Origin of the sequence: Amycolatopsis arida, assembly GCF_900115565.1 — a bacterium.
Taxonomy (GTDB): Bacteria; Actinomycetota; Actinomycetes; order Mycobacteriales; family Pseudonocardiaceae; genus Yuhushiella; species Yuhushiella arida.
This window is the reverse complement of record NZ_FOWW01000004.1, coordinates 499,964-517,421: the sequence shown is the minus strand read 5'-3', so window position 1 is coordinate 517,421 and position 17,458 is coordinate 499,964. Positions and strand designations below refer to the sequence as shown.

Genomic DNA, 17,458 nt, shown 5'->3' with positions numbered 1-17,458 from the left:
GAGAGGCCCGTTCGCGCGGCCCGTCGGTGAGCGAGAGGCGGCAGGATGCCCGAGGAACCACACGCCCTGATCGAACAACGCGGCTCGACGCTCGTGGTGACGATGAACCGGCCGCGGGCCCGCAACGCCCTCACCGGCGAGATGCTCGAGATAATGGTCGAGGCGTGGGATCGGGTGGACGGCGATCCCGAGATCCGCAGCTGCGTGCTGACCGGGGCCGGCGGGGCGTTCTGCGCCGGTGCGGACCTGAAGTCGATGAGCCGGAACTCCCCCGCCGACTCCTACGACCGCGGCGGCTTCGACCCGAGCCGGATCGAGGGGCTGCTCAAGGGCCGCCGGCTCACCAAGCCACTCATCGCCGCGGTCGAGGGGCCCGCGATCGCCGGGGGCACGGAGATCCTGCAGGCCACCGACATCCGCATCGCCGGGGAGAGCGCCCGGTTCGGGGTGTCCGAGGCGCGGTGGGGGCTGTTCCCGCTGGGCGGGTCGGCGGTGCGGTTGCCGCGGCAGATCCCGTACACGCTCGCCGCGGAGATCCTGCTGACCGGCCGGCACCTCGACGCGGCCGAGGCCAAGGCGATCGGCCTGATCGGGCACGTGGTGCCGGACGGCACCGCACTGGACAAGGCGCTCGAGATCGCCGACCTGATCGCGGCCAACGGGCCGCTCGCCGTGCGGGCCATCCTGCGCACGATGCGGGACACCGAGGGCATGCCCGAGGAGGAGGCGTTCAAACTGGACGCCCAGTACGGCATACGCGTCTTCGCCAGCGAGGACGCCCGCGAGGGCCCCCGCGCCTTCGCCGAGAAGCGCCCCCCGAACTTCCAGGGCCGCTGACCCACACGGCGCCCGAGCCTGCCTTCGATGTCATCGAGGCCCCTCGATGGCATCGAAGGCAATCAAGGAAGGGGCGTGACGGCGGCATCACCACCGGTGGTCGAACCAGCCGCTCGGCCAACAGCAGCGTGTGCAGGCGCTGCCACGCCCCGGACGCGGAGCCGCTCCTCCAACCGCCGCCGGCGGGTCACTCCGGACCCCGCCCAGACGACCAGCGCGCAGGCCGCGAATCCGGCCCCGAGGAGACTGGAGCCCGCCCAGCCGTGGGCGGTGAAGATGGCGGTGGTTGCGGCTGCGCCGAGGGCGGAACCGAGCGAGTAGAAGACCATGTAGCCGCCGATGACGCTGCTGGTGCGATCCGGATGCGCGGCGGTGAGCAGATGCTGGTTGCTCACATGCACGGCCTGCACCGCGAAGTCGAGAACCACGATTCCGACGACGAGGAGCCACAGCGACCACGGCAGCTGCGCGATCGCTGCCCACGAGAGGATGAGCAGGATGAGCGCGAGACCGGTGACCGAGCCATCCCGTCCCGCATCCGCCCACCGTCCCGCGCGTGCCGCGCCGAGTGCGCCGGCGAGTCCGGCGATGCCGAACAGTCCGACCTGGCTCTCGCTCAGCTGCCACGGCGTGTCCGCCAGCGGCAGGGACAGTCCGCTCCACAGGGTTCCGAACGACGCGAACAAGAAGAACGCGATGAGCCCGCGCGTGAGGAAGATGCGCTGCCCGAACAGTCCGCCGAGTGAGACGACGGCCCGCCGGTACCCCGCAGGTCGGTTGGGGCGCTCCTCTGCCGGCAGTACGACGAGGACGAGGGCCGCGAGCCCGAGTGACAGCATCGCGAGCACGGCATAGACGCTCCGCCAGCCCCACACCTCGGCGAGCGTGCCGGCGACGACCCGCGCGCCCAGGATGCCGACCACAACGCCCGAGGTCACGACACCGATGTTCCGTCCGCGTTCGGCAGGCAGCGAGACCGACGCGGCGTAGGCCACCGTGGTCTGCACCACGACCGCGAACACCCCCGCCGTCGCGAGCCCCACGAACGCCATCCATGGTCCTGACGCCGAGGCCGTCAGGACCATGCCCACCGCGGTGAGCGCCAGGTGCACGGCGATGAGACGACGCCTGTCGACCACATCGCCAAGCGGCACCAGCAGCACCAGCCCCGCCAGATAGCCGACCTGGCCGGTCGCGACGATCCACCCGGTGAGTTCCGCCGACACACCAAGATCGCGTCCCATCGGCTCCAGGACGGGCTGCGCGGCATAGATGCTCGCCACAGCGACACCACACACCACCGCGAGCAGGAACCGCCGCCACACGTCCATCGCACACCAAGCCCAATCAGTAGCAGATTGCAACCAATTCGACCGTACGGCATAATGGTTTCAATCCGCAACTCATCGGGAGGTGCCATGTCGCGCACCGCCATGGGTGCCCCGAACCCCGACTGGACCGACCCCGACTGCCCCGTCGCCCGCACGCTCGACCTCGTCGGCGACAGGTGGAGCCTTCTCGTCATCCGCGACGCGATGGACGGGGCACGATCGTTCACCGAGTTCCAGCGACGCACCGGCATCGCCCGCAACATCCTCACCGACCGCCTCCGCAAGCTCATCGCTCACGGGCTCCTCGCCCAGCGCGCCGCACCATCGGGCCGCCGCCAGGAATACGTGCTCACCGACGCGGGCCGCGACCTCTTCCCAGTCATCCTCACCCTGCGACAGTGGGGAGAACGCCACGCCTTCGCCCCCGGCGAGACCCACTCCACCCTTGTCGACCAGCACGGCACCCCGGTGCCGGACATCGCGCCGACCAGCGCCGACGGCACTGTCCTCGACGCCGACACCACCCACGTCCAGAAGATCCGATAGAAGGCAGACCCTCGGCGCCTGCAGACCTCGCAGACACCCCGCCGCACACGCGCCCGTGAGCTTGCCCACCTCGAGCGGAGCCCCTCGGGCGGGAGTCAGATGGCGCGCTCGCGGCCTTGCCAGTAGGGGTCGCGGAGCTTGCGCTTGTACAGCTTGCCGTTGGGGTCGCGGGGCAGCTCGGCGCGGTAGTCGACGCTGCGCGGCAGCTTGAACTTGGCCAGCCGCCCGCGGGCGAACTCCAGCAGCTCCTCCGTCAGCTCCGCCGACGGCTCCACCCCGGGTGCCGGCTGCACGACGGCCTTGATCTCCTCGCCCCAGTCGTCGTGCGGCACGCCGAACACGGCGACGTCGGCCACCTTCGGGTGCATCACCAGCTCACCCTCGATCTCGGCCGGGTAGATGTTCACCCCACCCGAGATGATCATGTCGTTCTTCCGGTCGTGCAGGTAGAGGTAGCCGTCCTCGTCGAGGTGCCCGACGTCGCCCAGGGTGAACAGGTCGCCGACCCGCGCCTTCTCGGTCTTCTCCCGGTCCTTGTGGTACTCGAACGTCGAGTCGCCCATCTTCATGTACACGGTGCCGGTCTCACCGGGTGGCAGCTCCCGGCCATCGTCGTCGAGCACCTTGATCGTCGAGCCCGGCCACGGGCGGCCGACCGACCCCGGCTTGCGCAACCACTCCTCCCCGCTGATCACCGTGCCGCCGCCCTCGGTGGCCGCGTAGTACTCGGTGACCACCGGCCCCCACCACTCCAGCATCCGCCGCTTCACCTCGAGCGGGCACGGCGCGGCGCCGTGGATCATCACCCGCAGCGACGACAGGTCGTAGCGCGAGCGGACGTCGTCGGGCAGCGCCAGCAGCCGGCGGAACTGCGTGGGCACCATGTGGCTGTGCGTCACCCGGTGCCGCTCGATCAGCCGCAGCATCTTCTCCGGGTCCCAGCGATCCATCAGCACGGCGGGATGGCCGAGCTGCAGCGAGATCGCCACGAAGTTGAGCACCGCCGTGTGGTAGAGCGGCGAGCCGCACAGGTGCACGTGCCCGTCGAACGGCCGCAGCCCGAAGACGCCGAAGAACCACGCCGACGCCGGCGGCACCTGGTCGGGATCGGCCCCGGTCAGCGGCCGGCGCACGCCCTTGGGCCGGCCGGTGGTGCCCGACGTGTAGAGCATCGGCGAGCCGGCGGTGCGCCGCGCCGGCCGCCCGTCGCCCTCGCCGGCGCCCAACTCGTCGATCCGCCGGAACCCGGGCACGGGGCCGACCGCGAACCGGGCCTTGGCCGGCACCCCGGCCTCCTCGGCCGCGGCCACCGCGGTGTCGGCGAACCGCTCGTGCGCCAGGAACGCCTTGGCGCCGCTGTCGGCGAGGATGTAGGCCACCTCGGGACCGACCAGGTGCCAGTTCACCATCACCACGTAGAGCCCGGACTGGATGGCCGCGAAGTACGCGGCGAGCAGCTCCACCCCGTTGGGCTGGAGCACGACGACCGCGTCGCCGGGCTCCAGCCCCAGCGCCTGCAGACCGCGGGCGTAGGTGTTGGCCTTGGCGGCGAGCGCGCCGTAGCCGACCTCGCTGCCGTCGGGGTCAACGACCGCGGTGACGTCGGGCTGCTCGGCGGCGATGTTCCACAGGCCGACCGCGCCGGCGGACGGGAGGGATGTCGTGGGCATACCCGCAAATCTAGAACCTGTTCCACCATTGGGCAAGATGTCACCCGCTCCCCCGGCAGGCACTTGCCGAGATTTCGAGAACGTGTTTCACTTCTGCCGTGAGCGCACCGTCGACGACGCAGGACCCGCTGTCCGCCCCGCTGACCATCGCCTTCGACTACACCCGCTCGGTCGGCCCGGTGCTCGGCCGGTTCTTCACCGCGCTGCGCGAGCGCCGGATCGAGGGCGTGCGGGGCGGCGACGGCCGGGTGCACGTGCCGCCGGTGGAGTACGACCCGGTCACGGCCGAGCCCCTCACCGAGTTCGTCGAGGTCGCCGACACCGGCGTGGTGACGTCGTGGTCGTGGGCGGCCTCCCCGCTGGAGGGTCAGCCGCTGCAACGCCCGTTCGCCTGGGCGCTGATCCGGCTCGACGGCGCCGACACCGCGCTGCTGCACGCCGTCGACGTCCCCGGCCCCGAGGCGATGCGTACCGGCATGCGAGTGCGGGCCCGCTGGGCCGACGAGCCGGTCGGCCACATCCGCGACCTCGCCTACTTCGTCCCGGCCGACGCGCCGCCGGACGCCGAGCCGGCGCCGATGCCCCCACCACCGCCGGTGGCCGAGCGCGCCGAGGGTGACCCGATCGGCACGATCGTCACCCCGGTGCGGCTGCACTACGAGCACTCCGCGTCGCCGGAGGAGAGCCGCTACCTGCGCGGCCTCGCCGAGGGCCGGCTGATCGGCCAGCGCTGCCCGGCGTGCCACAAGGTCTACATCCCGCCGCGCGGCGCCTGCCCCACCGACGGGGTTCCCACGGCCGGCGAGGTGGAGCTGCCGGACACCGGCATCGTCACCACGTTCTGCGTCGTCAACGTGCCGTTCCTCGGTCAGCGGATCAAGCCCCCCTACGTCGCGGCCTACATCCTGCTCGACGGCGCCGACATCGCGTTCCTGCACCTCGTGCTCGGCTGCCCCGCCGAGGAGGTCCGGATGGGCCTGCGGGTGCGCGCCGCGTGGAAGCCGCGCGAGCAGTGGTCGACCACGCTGGAGAACATCGACCACTTCGAACCGACGGGCGAGCCGGACGCGCCGTTCGAGTCCTTCGCCCACCACCTGTGAAGGGGGAATCGCGGTGCACGACGTGGCGGTAGTCGGCTTCAGCCAGGCACCCAACGTGCGGCGAACGCACGGCACCACCAACGGGGTGGAGATGTTGGTGCCGGTGTTCGCCGACCTCTACGCCCGAACCGGACTATCCAAGTCGGACATCGACTTCTGGTGCTCGGGCTCGTCGGACTACCTCGCCGGAAGGGCGTTCTCGTTCGTCGCCGCGGTGGACGCGATCGGCGCGTTCCCACCCATCCACGAGTCGCACGTGGAGATGGACGCGGCATGGGCGCTCTACGAGGCGTGGCTGAAGATCCGCACCGGCGAGGTGGAGACCGCGCTGGTGTACGGGTTCGGCAAGTCCAGTGCCGGCGCCCTGCGCCGGGTGCTGGCGCTGCAGCTCGACCCGTACGTGGTGGCCCCACTGTGGCCGGACTCGGTCGGCGTCGCCGGGCTGCAGGCCCGGCTGGGTTTGGACGCCGGGCTGTGGAGCGAGAAGGACATGGCCGAGGTCGCCGCGCGCAGCCTCACCGGCGCGGCCACCAACCCGGCCGCCCAGCGGTCGGGTGCGGTGGAGGTGGCCGAGTTGCTCGACGCGCCGATGGTGGCCGACCCGCTGCGGGCCCACGACATCGCCCCGGTCACCGACGGCGCGGCGGCCGTGGTGCTCGCCGCCCTGCCCCGGGCGCGGGAGATCGCCGAGCGGCCCGCGGTGATCCGCGGGATCGCGCACCACGTCGACTCCCCCGTGCTCGGCGCCCGCGACCTGACCCGCTCCCCCTCCGCCGAGGCCGCCGCCGCGGCGGTCGGCACCGCCGGCGTGGAGATCGCGGAACTGCACGCCCCGTTCAGCCACCAGGAGCTGATCCTGCGCCGCGCGCTCGGCCTCGACGAGCGGGTCCGGGTCAACCCGTCCGGCGGCGCGCTCGCCGGCAACCCCATGTTCGCCGCCGGGCTGACCCGGATCGGCGAGGCCGCCCGGCAGGTCCTCGAGGGGCGGGCCGGCCGGGTGCTCGCGCACGCGACCAGCGGGCCGGCGTTGCAACAGAACCTGGTGGCGGTGCTGGAAGGAGCCGGCTAGATGGGCAAGCGACTCACCGCGGTGCTCGGCACCGGGCAGACGCACCACCGGGCCAAGCGGACCGACGTGTCCATGCCCGGGCTGCTGCGCGAGGCGATCGACCGGGCTCTGCTCGACGCGCGGGTGGACTGGCCCGACATCGACGCGGTGGTGATCGGCAAGGCGCCCGACCTGTTCGAGGGCGTGATGATGCCCGAGCTGTTCCTCGCCGACGCCATCGGCGCCTCCGGCAAGCCGCTGCTGCGGGTGCACACGGCCGGGTCGGTCGGCGGGTCGACCGCGCTGGTCGCGGCGAGCCTGGTGCAGGCCGGCGTGCACCACAGGGTGCTCACCGTGGCGTTCGAGAAACAGTCGGAGTCCAACGCCATGTGGGCGCTGTCGATCCTGCCGCCGTTCCAGATGCCGGTGGGCGCCGGCGCGGGCGGGTACTTCGCGCCGCACGTGCGTTCCTACATCCGCCGCTCCGGTGCGCCGGAGCACGTGGGCGCGATGGTCGCGGTGAAGGACCGGCGCAACGGCGCCCGCAACCCGTACGCGCACCTTCGCCAGGCGGACATCACCCTGGAGTCGGTGCGGTCGTCGACGATGCTGTGGGACCCGATCCGCTACGACGAGACGTGCCCGTCGTCGGACGGGGCGTGCGCGATGGTGCTCGGCGACGAGGCCGCCGGTGACGCCGTTCCCGGTGGCGCGGCGTGGATCCACGCCACCGCGATGCGCACCGAGCCGACCACGTTCGCCGGGCGCGACCAGGTCAATCCCCAGGCCGGCCGGGACGCCGCGGCGGCGCTGTGGCGGGAGGCCGGCATCACCGACCCGCTGTCCGACATCGACGCGGCGGAGATCTACGTGCCGTTCTCCTGGTTCGAGCCGATGTGGTTGGAGAACCTCGGGTTCGCCGGGGAGGGTCAGGGCTGGCGGCTCACCGAGGCCGGGGAGACCGCGCTGGACGGCCGGCTGCCGGTGAACCCCTCCGGCGGGGTGATGGCCACCAACCCGATCGGCGCGTCCGGGATGCTGCGCTTCGCCGAGGCGGCCAAGCAGGTGATGGGCCGGGCCGGGGACTACCAGGTCGACGGGGCACGCCGGGCACTCGGCCACGCCTACGGCGGCGGCTCACAGTTCTTCGCCATGTGGGTCGTCGGCGCCGACAAGCCCACCACCTGACCGCGGGCCCGGGTACCCGGTCGACCCACCCAGAGCTGGGTGGAGAATGTCGAGCAACGGGGCGACAGCGGTGGGCGGCAGGCCGTTGCCGGGCGGATGTCGCGCAGTGGGCAGGACATCAGAGCTCGGCGGCGTAGGCCTTGCCCAGGCGTTCCACGACACTCGGACCGTCCCGTTCCGGCGCCGGTTCGCCGAGATGGATGGTCCGCAGCTCGGCCATGAACTCACACCACAGCTCAGGCCCACCGGCCGCGAGCAGTTCTGCCCGCACCCGTAGCCGCTTCGTGGTCGGGCGGTGGTGCAGACCCCACTCGCCGAGTTGGGCGAAGACGGGCACCAGCTGAATCGACGCCTCGGTCAGGCTGTAGGCGGCCCGCCGTCCCGGCCCCGCGTCCTCCCGGGTCAACAGGCCGGCGTTGACCAGACGCTTCAGCCGGTCGGCCAGGATGTTGGAGGCGATCCCCTCCTCCGAGCCGGCCAGCAACTCCCTGAAGTAGCGCCGATTCCCGAACATCACGTCTCGCAGCACGAGCAGACTCCAGCTGTCGCCGAACGCCTCGACCGCGGCATTGATCGGACAACCCGAACGCGCCGTCTCCACCAAACCGCACCCCACCTCTGGTCTGGTTGCAATCTACCACCGGTGGGGTCTAGCTTAGCGGTTGCAAACCGCAAGCAGATTGCCGGAGGCGACGAATGAACGACACTGAGCCGCAGACCGCGGCCGGGAAAGTGCTCTGGCACTTCACCATGTCACTGGACGGGTTCGTGGCGGGGCCGAACCACGAGATGGACTGGATGACCGGGATGTCCGCCCGTCCGGGCCTGGTCGACGAGTACGTCGAGACCACGGGCGCCGTGCTCGGGGGCCGAGACGGCTGGGACGTCGCGGGGGACAGCCGCCCGTACGGCGGCGCCTGGGACGGACCGATCTTCGTGCTCACCCATCACCCCGAGGACGCGACACCCGCGGACGGAGTCACGTTCCTCGACTGCGACCCGGCCGAGGCGGTGCGGGTCGGGCTGGCGGCGGCCGGCGGCAGGAACCTCGAGGTGCTCTCGCCGACCATCGGCCGTCAGCTTCTCGAACTGGGACTGATCGACGAGATCGACCTGCACATCGCGCCGGTCCTGCTCGGCGAGGGCATCCGGCTGTACGACAACCCCGGCGGTGAGCCGATTCGCCTCCAGCGGGTCGGCGAAGGCGACCCGGTGTCGGTCGTCAACGTACGGTACCGACCCGCCACAAGGGCGAAGATCCCGACCGAGAGCGGGTCGGATCACTGAGGGTCACTGAGCAGAGCTCTCTCCAGCCCGCACGCTGGCCACGTCCGCCACGTCGAGACCCGCACCCCGAGTTGCGCTTCGGCTACGAAACACTCTCTCAGGCGAGCGCGACGAGGGCTTCGCCGTCGTCGGTGGGCAGCTCCGGATCCACCGTCGCGGTGACGCTGGTGGTGCGGAGCTCGATGTCGCTGCCGAGCGTGGTCAGGAACGCCGTGTCCGCGGCGTCCCGCCCGGTGGCGATCCGGGTGAGGGACTGCCGGGGCGCCATCCGGGTGGCGTCGAAGACGTACCACCGCCCGTCCACCGCGGCCTCGAACACCGCGTGGAAGTCCATCGGGGACAGTCCGGGCGCGTAGACCGCGGCGAACCGGGCCGGGATGTCCCTGGCCCGGCAGAACGCCACGCACAGGTGCGCGAAGTCCCGGCACACCCCCTCGCCGCCGAGCAGGGTGTCCAGCGCCCCGTCGGTGGACCGGCTGGAGCCGGGCACGTAGCCGATCCGGTCGGCCACGTGGTCGACGATCGCGCGCACGGTGTCCACTGTGGTCGTACACCGGCCGAACGCGTGCCCGGCGAAGCCGAGCAGGCGGTCGGAGGGGCAGTACCGGCTGGGTCGGGTGTAGCGGATGTGATCGGCGGCGGTGACCGGCTCGGCCTCGGTCACCCGGCAGGCGTGCTCGGCCTCGTAGGAGATCCGCACGTCGCCGCGCGGCAGGTCGAGCAGGTGCACCCGGGTGCCGTGCGGGAAGTCGACGACCTCCACCACCGACGCCGGCTCCGCCTCGGCGGTGAGGGTGAAGCGTTCCGCGTCGACGCCGGCGGTGCTCGCGACCGCGATCGAGGCGGCCAGCTTGCCCGGGGTGGTGACGCGCAGGGACAGGTCGGCGACGAGGCGGGTGCGCGCGGTCATGGCGGCCATCATCCCCGACCGGGGGTGGCCCGCGGAGGCGGGGCCGCCGAACGGCCGCTCCGCCTCCGCCGACCGGGCTACCCGCTGTAGCTGACCTCGTAGTGCTTGATGCCGTTGAGCCAGCCGGAGCGCAGCCGGACCGGCGGCGCGACCTCCCGGATGTTCGGCATGGCGTCGGCGATCGCGTTGAACATCAGGTCGATCTCCAGCCGGGCGAGGTTGGCGCCGAGGCAGTAGTGCGCGCCGGTGCCGCCGAATCCGACGTGCGGGTTCGGGTCGCGCAGGACGTCGAACCGCTTCGGCTCGTCGAACACCTCCGGGTCGAAGTTCGCCGAGCTGTAGAACATGCCCACCCTGTCGCCCTTGCGGATGTGCTGCCCACCGAGCTCGGTGTCGGCGGTGGCGGTGCGCTGGAAGGCGACCACCGGCGTCGCCCAGCGGACGATCTCGTCCGGCGCGGTCTTCGGCCGTTGCTCCTTGTACAGCTCCCACTGCTCGGGATGGTCGAGCAACGCCTTCATCCCGTGGGTGATCGCGTTGCGGGTGGTCTCGTTGCCGGCGACGGCGAGCAGGATGACGAAGAAGCCGAACTCGTCGGACGACAGCGACTCACCGTCCACATCGGCGTGAACGAGCTTGGTGACGATGTCGTCCATCGGACACTTGCGGCGATCCTCGGCCATGTTCCACGCGTAGCCGATCAACTCCGTCGACGCGGCCACCGGCTCGACGTCGTACTCCGGGTCGTCGTAGCCGATCATCTGGTTGGACCAGTCGAAGATCTTGCGCCGGTCCTGCTGCGGGATGCCGAGCAGCTCGGCGATCGCCTGCAACGGCAGCTCGCACGCGACGTCGTTGACGAAGTCGCCGGAGCCCTTCCGTCGCGCCTCGTGCGCGATGCGCTCGGCCCGCTCGCGCAGCGCGTTCTCCAGCCGGCCGATCGCCCGCGGGGTGAACCCCTTCGAGACGATTCGGCGGAGCTTGGTGTGCTGCGGCGGGTCCATGTTGACCATCATCAGTCGGTTGACGTCCAGCACGTCCTCGGTCATCGACTCGTCGAACCGGATGATCGCCGTCTTCTCCCGCGAGGAGAACAGCTCGCAGTCCTTGGAGATCGTCTTCACGTCCTCCAGCCGGGTGACCACCCAGAAGCCGTCGTCGCGGAACCCGGCCTTGTTGTGCGGCTGCGGGTTCCACCAGACCGGAGCCGTCCGGCGCAGCAGGGCGAACTCCTCCAGCGGCAGGCGCGTCGCGTACAGGTCGGGATCGGTGAAGTCGAAGCCCGTGGGGAGCAACGGCGTGGACACGGCCACCTCCGGAAGTCGTGGAACACGTTCTAAAGGGCGATTGAAGCATACGGTGTTAACTAACGGAAGAGTTTCAGTGAAACCCGTTAACTCCCAGCGCGACGATCTCGAAAATCCTGGTAGTGGATCTGCCAGCGGAGAGTCACCGGACGGCGGTTGACAGCGGCGTCCGTTGCTCACAATGAGAACTTGTTCTAGTTTTGCAGGGCAGGCACCGGAAGAAGGAGCGCAGTGTGGGCAATCCCGTGATCGTCGAGGCCGTGCGGACCCCGATCGGCAGGCGCAGGGGCTGGTTCTCCGGCGTGCACGCCGCCGAGTTGCTCGGCGTGGCCCAGCGGGCGGTGCTCGAGCGGGCCGGTCTCGACCCCGCGGAAGTGGAACAGGTCATCGGCGGCAGCGTCACCCAGGCGGGTGAGCAGGCGGGCAACGTCACCCGAACGGCGTGGTTGCACGCCGGGTTGCCCGAAGGGTGCGGTGCGACGACCATCGACGCCCAGTGCGGATCGGCGCAGCAGGCCGTGCACCTGATCGCCGGGCTGATCGCCGCCGGCGCGATCGACGCCGGCGTGGCGTGCGGGGTCGAGTCGATGAGCCGGGTGCCGCTGGGCGCCAACCGGGGCGTCGACGTCGGCCGGCCGAAGCCCGACACGTGGTCGATCGACATGCCCGACCAGTACGGCGCCGCCGAACGGATCGCGGCGCGCCGCGGGCTGACCCGAAAGGAGATCGACGCCTTCGGGGTCGCCTCGCAGGCGAAGGCCGCCGCGGCGTGGGCCGAGGGCCGGTTCGACCGCGAGGTGGTGCCGGTGAAGGCGCCGGAGCTCGACGCCGAAGGGCGACCCACCGGGCAGACCCGGCTGGTGACCCGCGACCAGGGGTTGCGGGAGACCACACCGGAGGGGCTGGCCGCGCTGAAGCCGGTGGTCGACGGCGGGGTGCACACGGCGGGGACGTCGTCACAGATCTCCGACGGGGCGGCCGCGGTGCTGCTGATGGACGCCGACCGCGCCCGCGCGCTCGGGCTGCGGCCGAGGGCCCGGATCGTGAGCCAGGCGCTGGTGGGCGCCGAGCCGTACTACCACCTCGACGGGCCGGTGCGGGCCACCGAGCGGGTGCTGCGCCGGGCCGGGCTGGCGGTCGGCGACGTGGACCTGTTCGAGGTCAACGAGGCGTTCGCGTCGGTGGTGCTGTCGTGGCAGCGGGTGCACCGGCCCGACCCGGAGCGGGTGAACGTCAACGGCGGCGCGATCGCCCTCGGCCACCCGGTGGGCGGCACCGGCGCGCGGCTGGTCACCACGGCGCTGCACGAACTCGAACGCCGCGACGCCGCGACCGCCCTGGTCACCATGTGTGCCGGCGGCGCCATGGCCACCGGCACCATCCTCGAACGGCTCTGACCGCGCCCCGCCCGGGGTGGCTCAGGCGTCCACCCGCACCACCGGACCGTTGTCCGGGCGCTCGTAGCGAACCTCCGGCCCGCCGGGGTGCCAGGCGCGGACCACCAGGGTGTTGCCCTCGACGGAGGTCACCACCGCCTCGGTCAGATCGAGCCGAAAGAGATGGGCCGGCTGGTCGCCGAGGGCTCGGCGGACCTCGTCGGGGTCGGTGACCTCGACCGCCACCGCGGCGAGCTTGGCGTCCCCCTCCTCCCCCATCCCGCCGCCCGGGTTGGCGTGCAGCGCGCACCGGCCGTCCCGCCGGAGGTCGCGGGCCTTCCGCGCGTCGAGCATCGATCCGATGCAGAGGTCGGGGCCGCGGAAGTCCACCTCGCTGCCGCTCACCCGCGGCGCGCCGTCGCGGCGCAGGGTGGCGAGCACGTGCGACTCGGCCGCGCGGTGAACCGCGCCCGCACCGCCGCCGCCAGGTCGGGGGCCTCCGTCTCGAACTGCTTCCAGGTCGCCATGCGCGTACTGTCGCACCGCCGACCGACAGTTTCGGGCGGAGGTCGGGTGCGTCGTGAGGCGGCATCCGGCGACAGCCGCCGCTAGCGGTATGCCGGCCCGGTTCCGCCCCCGGTCGTCAGGTGCCGTAGACGGGTTCGGGGTCGGGGGCGCGGTCGATGAGGCGGCGCACCACCGGGCCCAGCTCGGCCGGCTCCCACCGGTCGCCCTTGTCCTCCTCGGGGCCGTGCCGCCAGCCCGTCGCCAGCGACACCCTTCCACCGTCCACTTCGAACACCCGGCCGGTGACGTCCGCGGACTCCCGGCTGCCCAGCCACACCACCAGGGGCGAGACGTTCTCCGGGGCCATCGCGTCGAAGCCGCCGGTCGGCGCGGCCATGGTGTCGGCGAAGGTCCGCTCGGTCATCCGGGTGCGCGCGGCCGGGGCGATGGCGTTCACCGTGACCCCGTACCGGCCGAGCTCCGCCGCGGCCACCAGGGTGAGCGCCGCGATGCCGGCCTTGGCCGCCGAGTAGTTGCCCTGCCCGACACTGCCCAGCAGGCCGGCCCCGGAACTGGTGTTGACGATCCGCGCGTCCGGCTGGCGGCCGGCCTTGGCCTCGGCCCGCCAGTGCGCCGCGGCGTGCCGCAGCGGCGCGAAGTGCCCCTTGAGGTGCACCCGGATCACCGCGTCCCACTCGTCCTCGGCCAGGTTCACCAGCATCCGGTCGCGCAGGAAGCCGGCGTTGTTCACCAGCACGTCGAGCCGACCGAACGCCTCGAGCGCGGTGTCCACCAGCCGACGGGCCCCGGCCCAGTCGGCCACGTCGTCGGTGCTGGCCACCGCCCGGCCGCCGGCCGCGACGATCTCGGTCACCACCTGCTGGGCGGGGCCGCCCGAGCCGCCGGTGCCGTCCACCCCGGCGCCGATGTCGTTGACCACCACGGCGGCGCCCTCCCTGGCGAACGCCAGCGCGTGCGCCCTCCCGATGCCCCTCCCAGCGCCGGTCACGATCACGACCCGGCCGTCGACGACTCCGCTCACGCCCCCTCCTCGCTGACGCTCGTCGGCGGCGTTCGCCGAGGCTGCTGCGTTGGATGGTTCGCTACGCAAGCTCCGCTCACGTCCCCTCCCTGTCCTGCTCGTTGACGGCATCGGCGTTGCTGGCCGCGAGGAACGCGGGCACCTCTCCCCCACCGTGCACGGCCAGTGTGGCGCCGCTGACGTAGGAGGCCAGCGGGGAGGCCAGGAACACCGCGCACCGGCCGATCTCCTCCGGCTCCGCCAACCGTCCCAACGGGACCGTGCGGCCGACCGCGGCCACGCCCTCGGCGTCGCCGTAGTGCAGTTCGGCGCGCTCGGTCCGCACCATGCCCACCCGCAGGCCGACCACCCGCACCCTCGGCGCCCACTCCACCGCGAGTGTTGCGGTGAGACTGTCCACACCGGCCTTGGCTGCGCCGTAGGCGGCGGTGCCCGGCGAGGCGCGGGCGCCGCTGACGCTGCCCACGTTCACGATGACCCCGCCGGTCTCCTGGCGCTGCATCACGGCGTTCGCCCGCTGCGCGACGGTGAGCGGGGCCAGCAGGTTCAGCGCCACGACCTTCGCGGAGAAGTTCGGCGACGCGGTGGCGGCGGCCGCGAACGGCGCGCCACCGGCGTTGTTCACCACGACGTCGAGCCGGCCGTGCCGGTCGACGACGGTGCCGATCAGCCGGTCCACCTGCGCCGGCTCCCGTACGTCGCACGGCACGAACTCAGCGACCGGCCGCTCGGGAGTGGTGCGCGCGCAGGTCACCACCCGCGCGCCGGCGGCGGCGAACGCGCGACTGATCCCCGCGCCGACCCCGCGGACCCCGCCGGTGACCAGCACGACGGCGTCGTCGAGCCGCAGTTCCAGCGTCACCACCCACCTCCTTCTCGGGCCTGTACCGACTTCCGGGGATCTGCCAGCCCTGCTAACGTACCAAGCAAACGCTAGGTTAGGAACAGGATGACCGACGCCATCACCACTTACCGCCCCGACCCGGCGGTCGCCGTGGTCACGGTGAACGAGCCACCGGTGAACGCGCTGCCGGTGCGCGGCTGGTTCGCCCTCGCCGACGCGATCACCGCCGCCGGGCGCGACCCGAGCTGCCACGTGGTGGTGCTGCGCGCCGAGGGCCGCGGCTTCAACGCGGGGGTGGACATCAAGGAGATCCAGCGCGACAACGGCTTCGACGTGCTGATCGGGGCCAACCGGGGCTGCGCGGCCGCGTTCGCCGCGGTGTACGACTGCGCCGTGCCGGTGATCGCCGCGGTGCACGGGTTCTGCCTCGGCGGTGGCGTCGGGCTGGTCGGTAACGCCGATGTCGTCGTGGCCGCCGAGGACGCGACGTTCGGGCTGCCCGAGGTCGACCGCGGCGCGCTGGGCGCGGCCACCCACCTGGCCCGGCTCGTGCCGCAACACCTGATGCGCGCGCTGTACTACACCGCGGACACGGTGGACGCCCGGCAGCTGCACCAGCACGGGTCGGTGTACGCGGTGGTGCCGAGGGCCGAGCTCGACGACGCCGCGCTGGACGTCGCCAGGCGGATCGCGGCCAAGGACACCAGGGTGATCCGCGCCGCCAAGCAGGCGATCAACGGCATCGACACCCAGCCGGTCCACCGCAGCTACCGCTTCGAACAGGGCTTCACCTTCGAGCTCAACCTCGCCGGTGTCGCCGACGGCGCGCGGCAACGGTTCCTGGACGGGGGCGCGTGATGGCCGACAAGCGGATGACGGCCGACGAGGTGGTCGCCGAGCTGTCCGACGGGATGACCATCGGCATCGGCGGGTGGGGGTCGCGGCGCAAGCCGATGGCCCTGGTGCGGGCGATCCTGCGCTCCTCGCTGACCGACCTCACGGTGGTGTCCTACGGCGGGCCGGACGTGGGGTTGCTGGCGTCGGCACGGCGGATCCGGCGGCTGGTGTTCGGGTTCGTCACCCTGGACTCGATCCCGTTCGACCCGTGGTTCGGCCGGGTGCGGCAGGCCGGCGAGATCGCCGTTACCGAGTACGACGAGGGCATGCTCGGCGCGGGGCTGTCGGCGGCGGCGCAGCGGCTGCCGTTCCTGCCGGTCCGGGCCGGGCTCGGCTCGGACGTGCCGCGGCTCAACCCGGAGCTGCGGACGGTGCGCTCGCCCTACGCCGACGGCGAGGAGCTGCTGGCCGTGCCGGCGCTGCGGCTGGACGCGGCACTGGTGCACCTCAACCGGGCCGACGCGCGCGGCAACACGCAGTACCTCGGTCCCGACCCGTACTTCGACGAGCTGTTCGCGCTGGCCGCGCGGCGGTGCTACGTCTCCGTGGAGCGGGTGGTGGACACCGCGGAGCTGACCGCGGGCGGGCCGGTGCAGAGCCTGCTGCTGAATCGGTCCGTCGTGGACGGTGTGGTGGCGGCGCCGGGGGGCGCGCACTTCACCAGCGCGGCGCCGGACTACGGGCGGGACGAGCGGTTCCAGCGGCACTACGTCGAGTCGGCCAAGGACCCCGAGGCGTGGCCGGCGTTCGTCGACCGGTTCCTGTCCGGCGACGAGGACCACTACCAGGCCCAGGTGGCGGCTTTCGCCGCCGAGGAGGGATCGTGAGCGACGTGACCAGGGCCGAGGTGGCCGCCGTGGCGTGCGCCGAGCTGTTCCGCGGCGACGGCGAGATCCTGGCCAGCCCGATGGGCCTGCTGCCGGCGCTGGGCGCCCGGCTGGCCCGGCTGACCTTCGAGCCCGACCTGCTGCTCAGCGACGGCGAGGCGTACCTGCTGGCGAGCACGCCGGGCGTGGGTGAGCCGGTGGTGGAGGGCTGGCAGCCGTTCCGGAAGGTGCTGGACACGGTGGTGCCGCACGGCCGGCGGCACGTGGTGATGGGGGCCAACCAGCTCGACCGGTACGGCAACCAGAACATCTCCGCGATCGGCGACCACGCGCGCCCGGCGCGGCAGCTGCTCGGGGTGCGCGGTGCGCCGGGCAACACGGTCAACCACCGGACCAGCTACTGGGTGCCGCGGCACTCGCCGCGGGTGTTCACCGAGCGGGTGGACGTGGTGTCCGGGGTGGGCCACGACCGGGCACGCGCGGCCGGGGTCACCCGGTTCCACGACGTGTACCGGGTGGTGACCAACCTGGCGGTGCTCGACTTCGGGGGGCCGGACCGGACGATGCGGCTGCGCTCGGTGCACCCCGGGGTGACGGTCGCGGAGGTGGTGCGCGCGACCGGGTTCCCGCTGGACACCACCGACGCCGGCGAGACTCGACGGCCCACCGCCGAGGAGCTGCGGTTGCTGCGCGCGGTGCTGGACCCGGAGGCGCGGCGGGACCGGGAGGTGTCGTCGTGAC

The 17,458-nt window shown here is 72.3% G+C and carries 19 protein-coding genes; 10 read left to right on the top strand and 9 right to left on the bottom strand.

Annotated features, from left to right (window positions below):
- Positions 1–45 precede the first annotated feature (45 nt).
- Positions 46–837, top strand: coding sequence for a crotonase/enoyl-CoA hydratase family protein (locus BM051_RS15500; protein WP_092530827.1), 792 nt, complete (start codon positions 46–48; stop codon positions 835–837).
- A 62-nt stretch (positions 838–899) separates the two neighbouring features.
- Here the strand turns inward: BM051_RS15500 and BM051_RS15495 are convergent, their stop codons facing one another.
- Positions 900–2,168, bottom strand: coding sequence for an MFS transporter (locus tag BM051_RS15495; RefSeq protein ID WP_092530826.1), 1,269 nt, complete (start codon positions 2,166–2,168; stop codon positions 900–902).
- An 87-nt stretch (positions 2,169–2,255) separates the two neighbouring features.
- Between BM051_RS15495 and BM051_RS15490 the strand changes: the two genes are divergently transcribed.
- Complete coding sequence (locus BM051_RS15490; RefSeq protein WP_092530825.1) at positions 2,256–2,714, top strand: winged helix-turn-helix transcriptional regulator; 459 nt, start codon at positions 2,256–2,258, stop codon at positions 2,712–2,714.
- Positions 2,715–2,809: 95 nt separating this feature from the next.
- On the opposite strand, the gene BM051_RS15485 is transcribed toward BM051_RS15490, so the two are convergent.
- On the bottom strand, positions 2,810–4,384 hold the full coding sequence (locus BM051_RS15485) for an acyl-CoA synthetase (protein WP_092530824.1): 1,575 nt from the start codon (positions 4,382–4,384) through the stop codon (positions 2,810–2,812).
- 98 nt (positions 4,385–4,482) lie between these two features.
- Between BM051_RS15485 and BM051_RS15480 the strand changes: the two genes are divergently transcribed.
- From BM051_RS15480 to BM051_RS15470, 3 genes are read left to right on the top strand one after another with little or no spacing between them, the layout of a single operon-like run.
- Positions 4,483–5,484 (top strand): Zn-ribbon domain-containing OB-fold protein, encoded by a 1,002-nt coding sequence (locus tag BM051_RS15480; RefSeq protein WP_092530823.1) that lies wholly within the window; start codon positions 4,483–4,485, stop codon positions 5,482–5,484.
- Positions 5,485–5,497: 13 nt separating this feature from the next.
- On the top strand, positions 5,498–6,553 hold the full coding sequence (locus tag BM051_RS15475) for a thiolase domain-containing protein (protein ID WP_092530822.1): 1,056 nt from the start codon (positions 5,498–5,500) through the stop codon (positions 6,551–6,553).
- The gene (locus tag BM051_RS15470; RefSeq protein ID WP_092530821.1) at positions 6,554–7,720 is read left to right on the top strand and encodes a thiolase domain-containing protein; all 1,167 of its coding nucleotides are present in this window, start codon (positions 6,554–6,556) and stop codon (positions 7,718–7,720) included. It begins immediately after the preceding gene.
- A gap of 118 nt (positions 7,721–7,838) precedes the next feature.
- Here BM051_RS15470 and BM051_RS15465 read toward each other — a convergent pair whose 3' ends face one another.
- Complete coding sequence (locus BM051_RS15465; RefSeq protein ID WP_092530820.1) at positions 7,839–8,324, bottom strand: winged helix-turn-helix transcriptional regulator; 486 nt, start codon at positions 8,322–8,324, stop codon at positions 7,839–7,841.
- A 92-nt stretch (positions 8,325–8,416) separates the two neighbouring features.
- On the opposite strand from BM051_RS15465, the gene BM051_RS15460 reads away from it, so the two are divergent.
- Positions 8,417–9,007 (top strand): dihydrofolate reductase family protein, encoded by a 591-nt coding sequence (locus BM051_RS15460; protein WP_092530819.1) that lies wholly within the window; start codon positions 8,417–8,419, stop codon positions 9,005–9,007.
- A 97-nt stretch (positions 9,008–9,104) separates the two neighbouring features.
- Here the strand turns inward: BM051_RS15460 and BM051_RS15455 are convergent, their stop codons facing one another.
- Together BM051_RS15455 and BM051_RS15450 are read right to left on the bottom strand one after the other, a co-directional pair.
- Positions 9,105–9,917, bottom strand: coding sequence for a transglutaminase-like domain-containing protein (locus tag BM051_RS15455; RefSeq protein ID WP_092530916.1), 813 nt, complete (start codon positions 9,915–9,917; stop codon positions 9,105–9,107).
- 77 nt (positions 9,918–9,994) lie between these two features.
- A complete protein-coding gene (locus tag BM051_RS15450) occupies positions 9,995–11,224 on the bottom strand; it encodes a cytochrome P450 (protein ID WP_092530915.1) in 1,230 nt (409 codons plus the stop codon).
- A 233-nt stretch (positions 11,225–11,457) separates the two neighbouring features.
- On the opposite strand from BM051_RS15450, the gene BM051_RS15445 reads away from it, so the two are divergent.
- Positions 11,458–12,621: a steroid 3-ketoacyl-CoA thiolase gene (locus BM051_RS15445; protein ID WP_092530818.1), complete on the top strand. Its 1,164-nt coding sequence runs from the start codon at positions 11,458–11,460 to the stop codon at positions 12,619–12,621.
- Between the two features lie 21 nt (positions 12,622–12,642).
- Here BM051_RS15445 and BM051_RS15440 read toward each other — a convergent pair whose 3' ends face one another.
- The 4 genes from BM051_RS15440 to BM051_RS15430 all read right to left on the bottom strand — a co-directional run bounded on the left by BM051_RS15440 (position 12,643) and on the right by BM051_RS15430 (position 15,011).
- Positions 12,643–13,041, bottom strand: coding sequence for a pyridoxamine 5'-phosphate oxidase family protein (locus BM051_RS15440; RefSeq protein ID WP_341770877.1), 399 nt, complete (start codon positions 13,039–13,041; stop codon positions 12,643–12,645).
- Positions 13,002–13,127 (bottom strand): hypothetical protein, encoded by a 126-nt coding sequence (locus BM051_RS30510; RefSeq protein WP_341770876.1) that lies wholly within the window; start codon positions 13,125–13,127, stop codon positions 13,002–13,004. The genes BM051_RS15440 and BM051_RS30510 overlap by 40 nt, the downstream gene beginning before the upstream one ends.
- A gap of 116 nt (positions 13,128–13,243) precedes the next feature.
- Positions 13,244–14,149, bottom strand: coding sequence for an SDR family oxidoreductase (locus tag BM051_RS15435; protein ID WP_092530817.1), 906 nt, complete (start codon positions 14,147–14,149; stop codon positions 13,244–13,246).
- A 76-nt stretch (positions 14,150–14,225) separates the two neighbouring features.
- On the bottom strand, positions 14,226–15,011 hold the full coding sequence (locus BM051_RS15430; RefSeq protein ID WP_092530816.1) for an SDR family oxidoreductase: 786 nt from the start codon (positions 15,009–15,011) through the stop codon (positions 14,226–14,228).
- A gap of 87 nt (positions 15,012–15,098) precedes the next feature.
- On the opposite strand from BM051_RS15430, the gene BM051_RS15425 reads away from it, so the two are divergent.
- Genes BM051_RS15425 through BM051_RS15415 form a run of 3 tightly spaced genes read left to right on the top strand, consistent with a single transcriptional unit; the run spans position 15,099 to position 17,457 of the window.
- Positions 15,099–15,851: an enoyl-CoA hydratase family protein gene (locus BM051_RS15425; protein WP_092530815.1), complete on the top strand. Its 753-nt coding sequence runs from the start codon at positions 15,099–15,101 to the stop codon at positions 15,849–15,851.
- Positions 15,851–16,717 carry a CoA transferase subunit A gene (locus tag BM051_RS15420; RefSeq protein ID WP_092530814.1) on the top strand — a complete coding sequence of 289 codons (867 nt, stop codon included), beginning with the start codon at positions 15,851–15,853 and terminating at the stop codon, positions 16,715–16,717. The genes BM051_RS15425 and BM051_RS15420 overlap by 1 nt, the downstream gene beginning before the upstream one ends.
- The gene (locus tag BM051_RS15415; RefSeq protein ID WP_092530813.1) at positions 16,714–17,457 is read left to right on the top strand and encodes a CoA-transferase subunit beta; all 744 of its coding nucleotides are present in this window, start codon (positions 16,714–16,716) and stop codon (positions 17,455–17,457) included. The genes BM051_RS15420 and BM051_RS15415 overlap by 4 nt, the downstream gene beginning before the upstream one ends.
- Position 17,458: the final 1 nt, after the last annotated feature.

Excerpts from the sequence above, each read along its gene's own strand:
- BM051_RS15420 (WP_092530814.1), top strand. The coding sequence starts at position 15,851 with ATGGCCGACAAGCGGATGACGGCCGACGAGGTGGTCGCCGAGCTGTCC.
- BM051_RS15495 (WP_092530826.1), bottom strand. The coding sequence starts at position 2,168 with ATGGACGTGTGGCGGCGGTTCCTGCTCGCGGTGGTGTGTGGTGTCGCT.
- BM051_RS15470 (WP_092530821.1), top strand. The coding sequence starts at position 6,554 with ATGGGCAAGCGACTCACCGCGGTGCTCGGCACCGGGCAGACGCACCAC.
- BM051_RS15490 (WP_092530825.1), top strand. The coding sequence starts at position 2,256 with ATGTCGCGCACCGCCATGGGTGCCCCGAACCCCGACTGGACCGACCCC.
- BM051_RS15455 (WP_092530916.1), bottom strand. The coding sequence starts at position 9,917 with ATGACCGCGCGCACCCGCCTCGTCGCCGACCTGTCCCTGCGCGTCACC.
- BM051_RS15500 (WP_092530827.1), top strand. The coding sequence starts at position 46 with ATGCCCGAGGAACCACACGCCCTGATCGAACAACGCGGCTCGACGCTC.
- BM051_RS15460 (WP_092530819.1), top strand. The coding sequence starts at position 8,417 with ATGAACGACACTGAGCCGCAGACCGCGGCCGGGAAAGTGCTCTGGCAC.
- BM051_RS30510 (WP_341770876.1), bottom strand. The coding sequence starts at position 13,127 with ATGGCGACCTGGAAGCAGTTCGAGACGGAGGCCCCCGACCTGGCGGCG.
- BM051_RS15425 (WP_092530815.1), top strand. The coding sequence starts at position 15,099 with ATGACCGACGCCATCACCACTTACCGCCCCGACCCGGCGGTCGCCGTG.
- BM051_RS15485 (WP_092530824.1), bottom strand. The coding sequence starts at position 4,384 with ATGCCCACGACATCCCTCCCGTCCGCCGGCGCGGTCGGCCTGTGGAAC.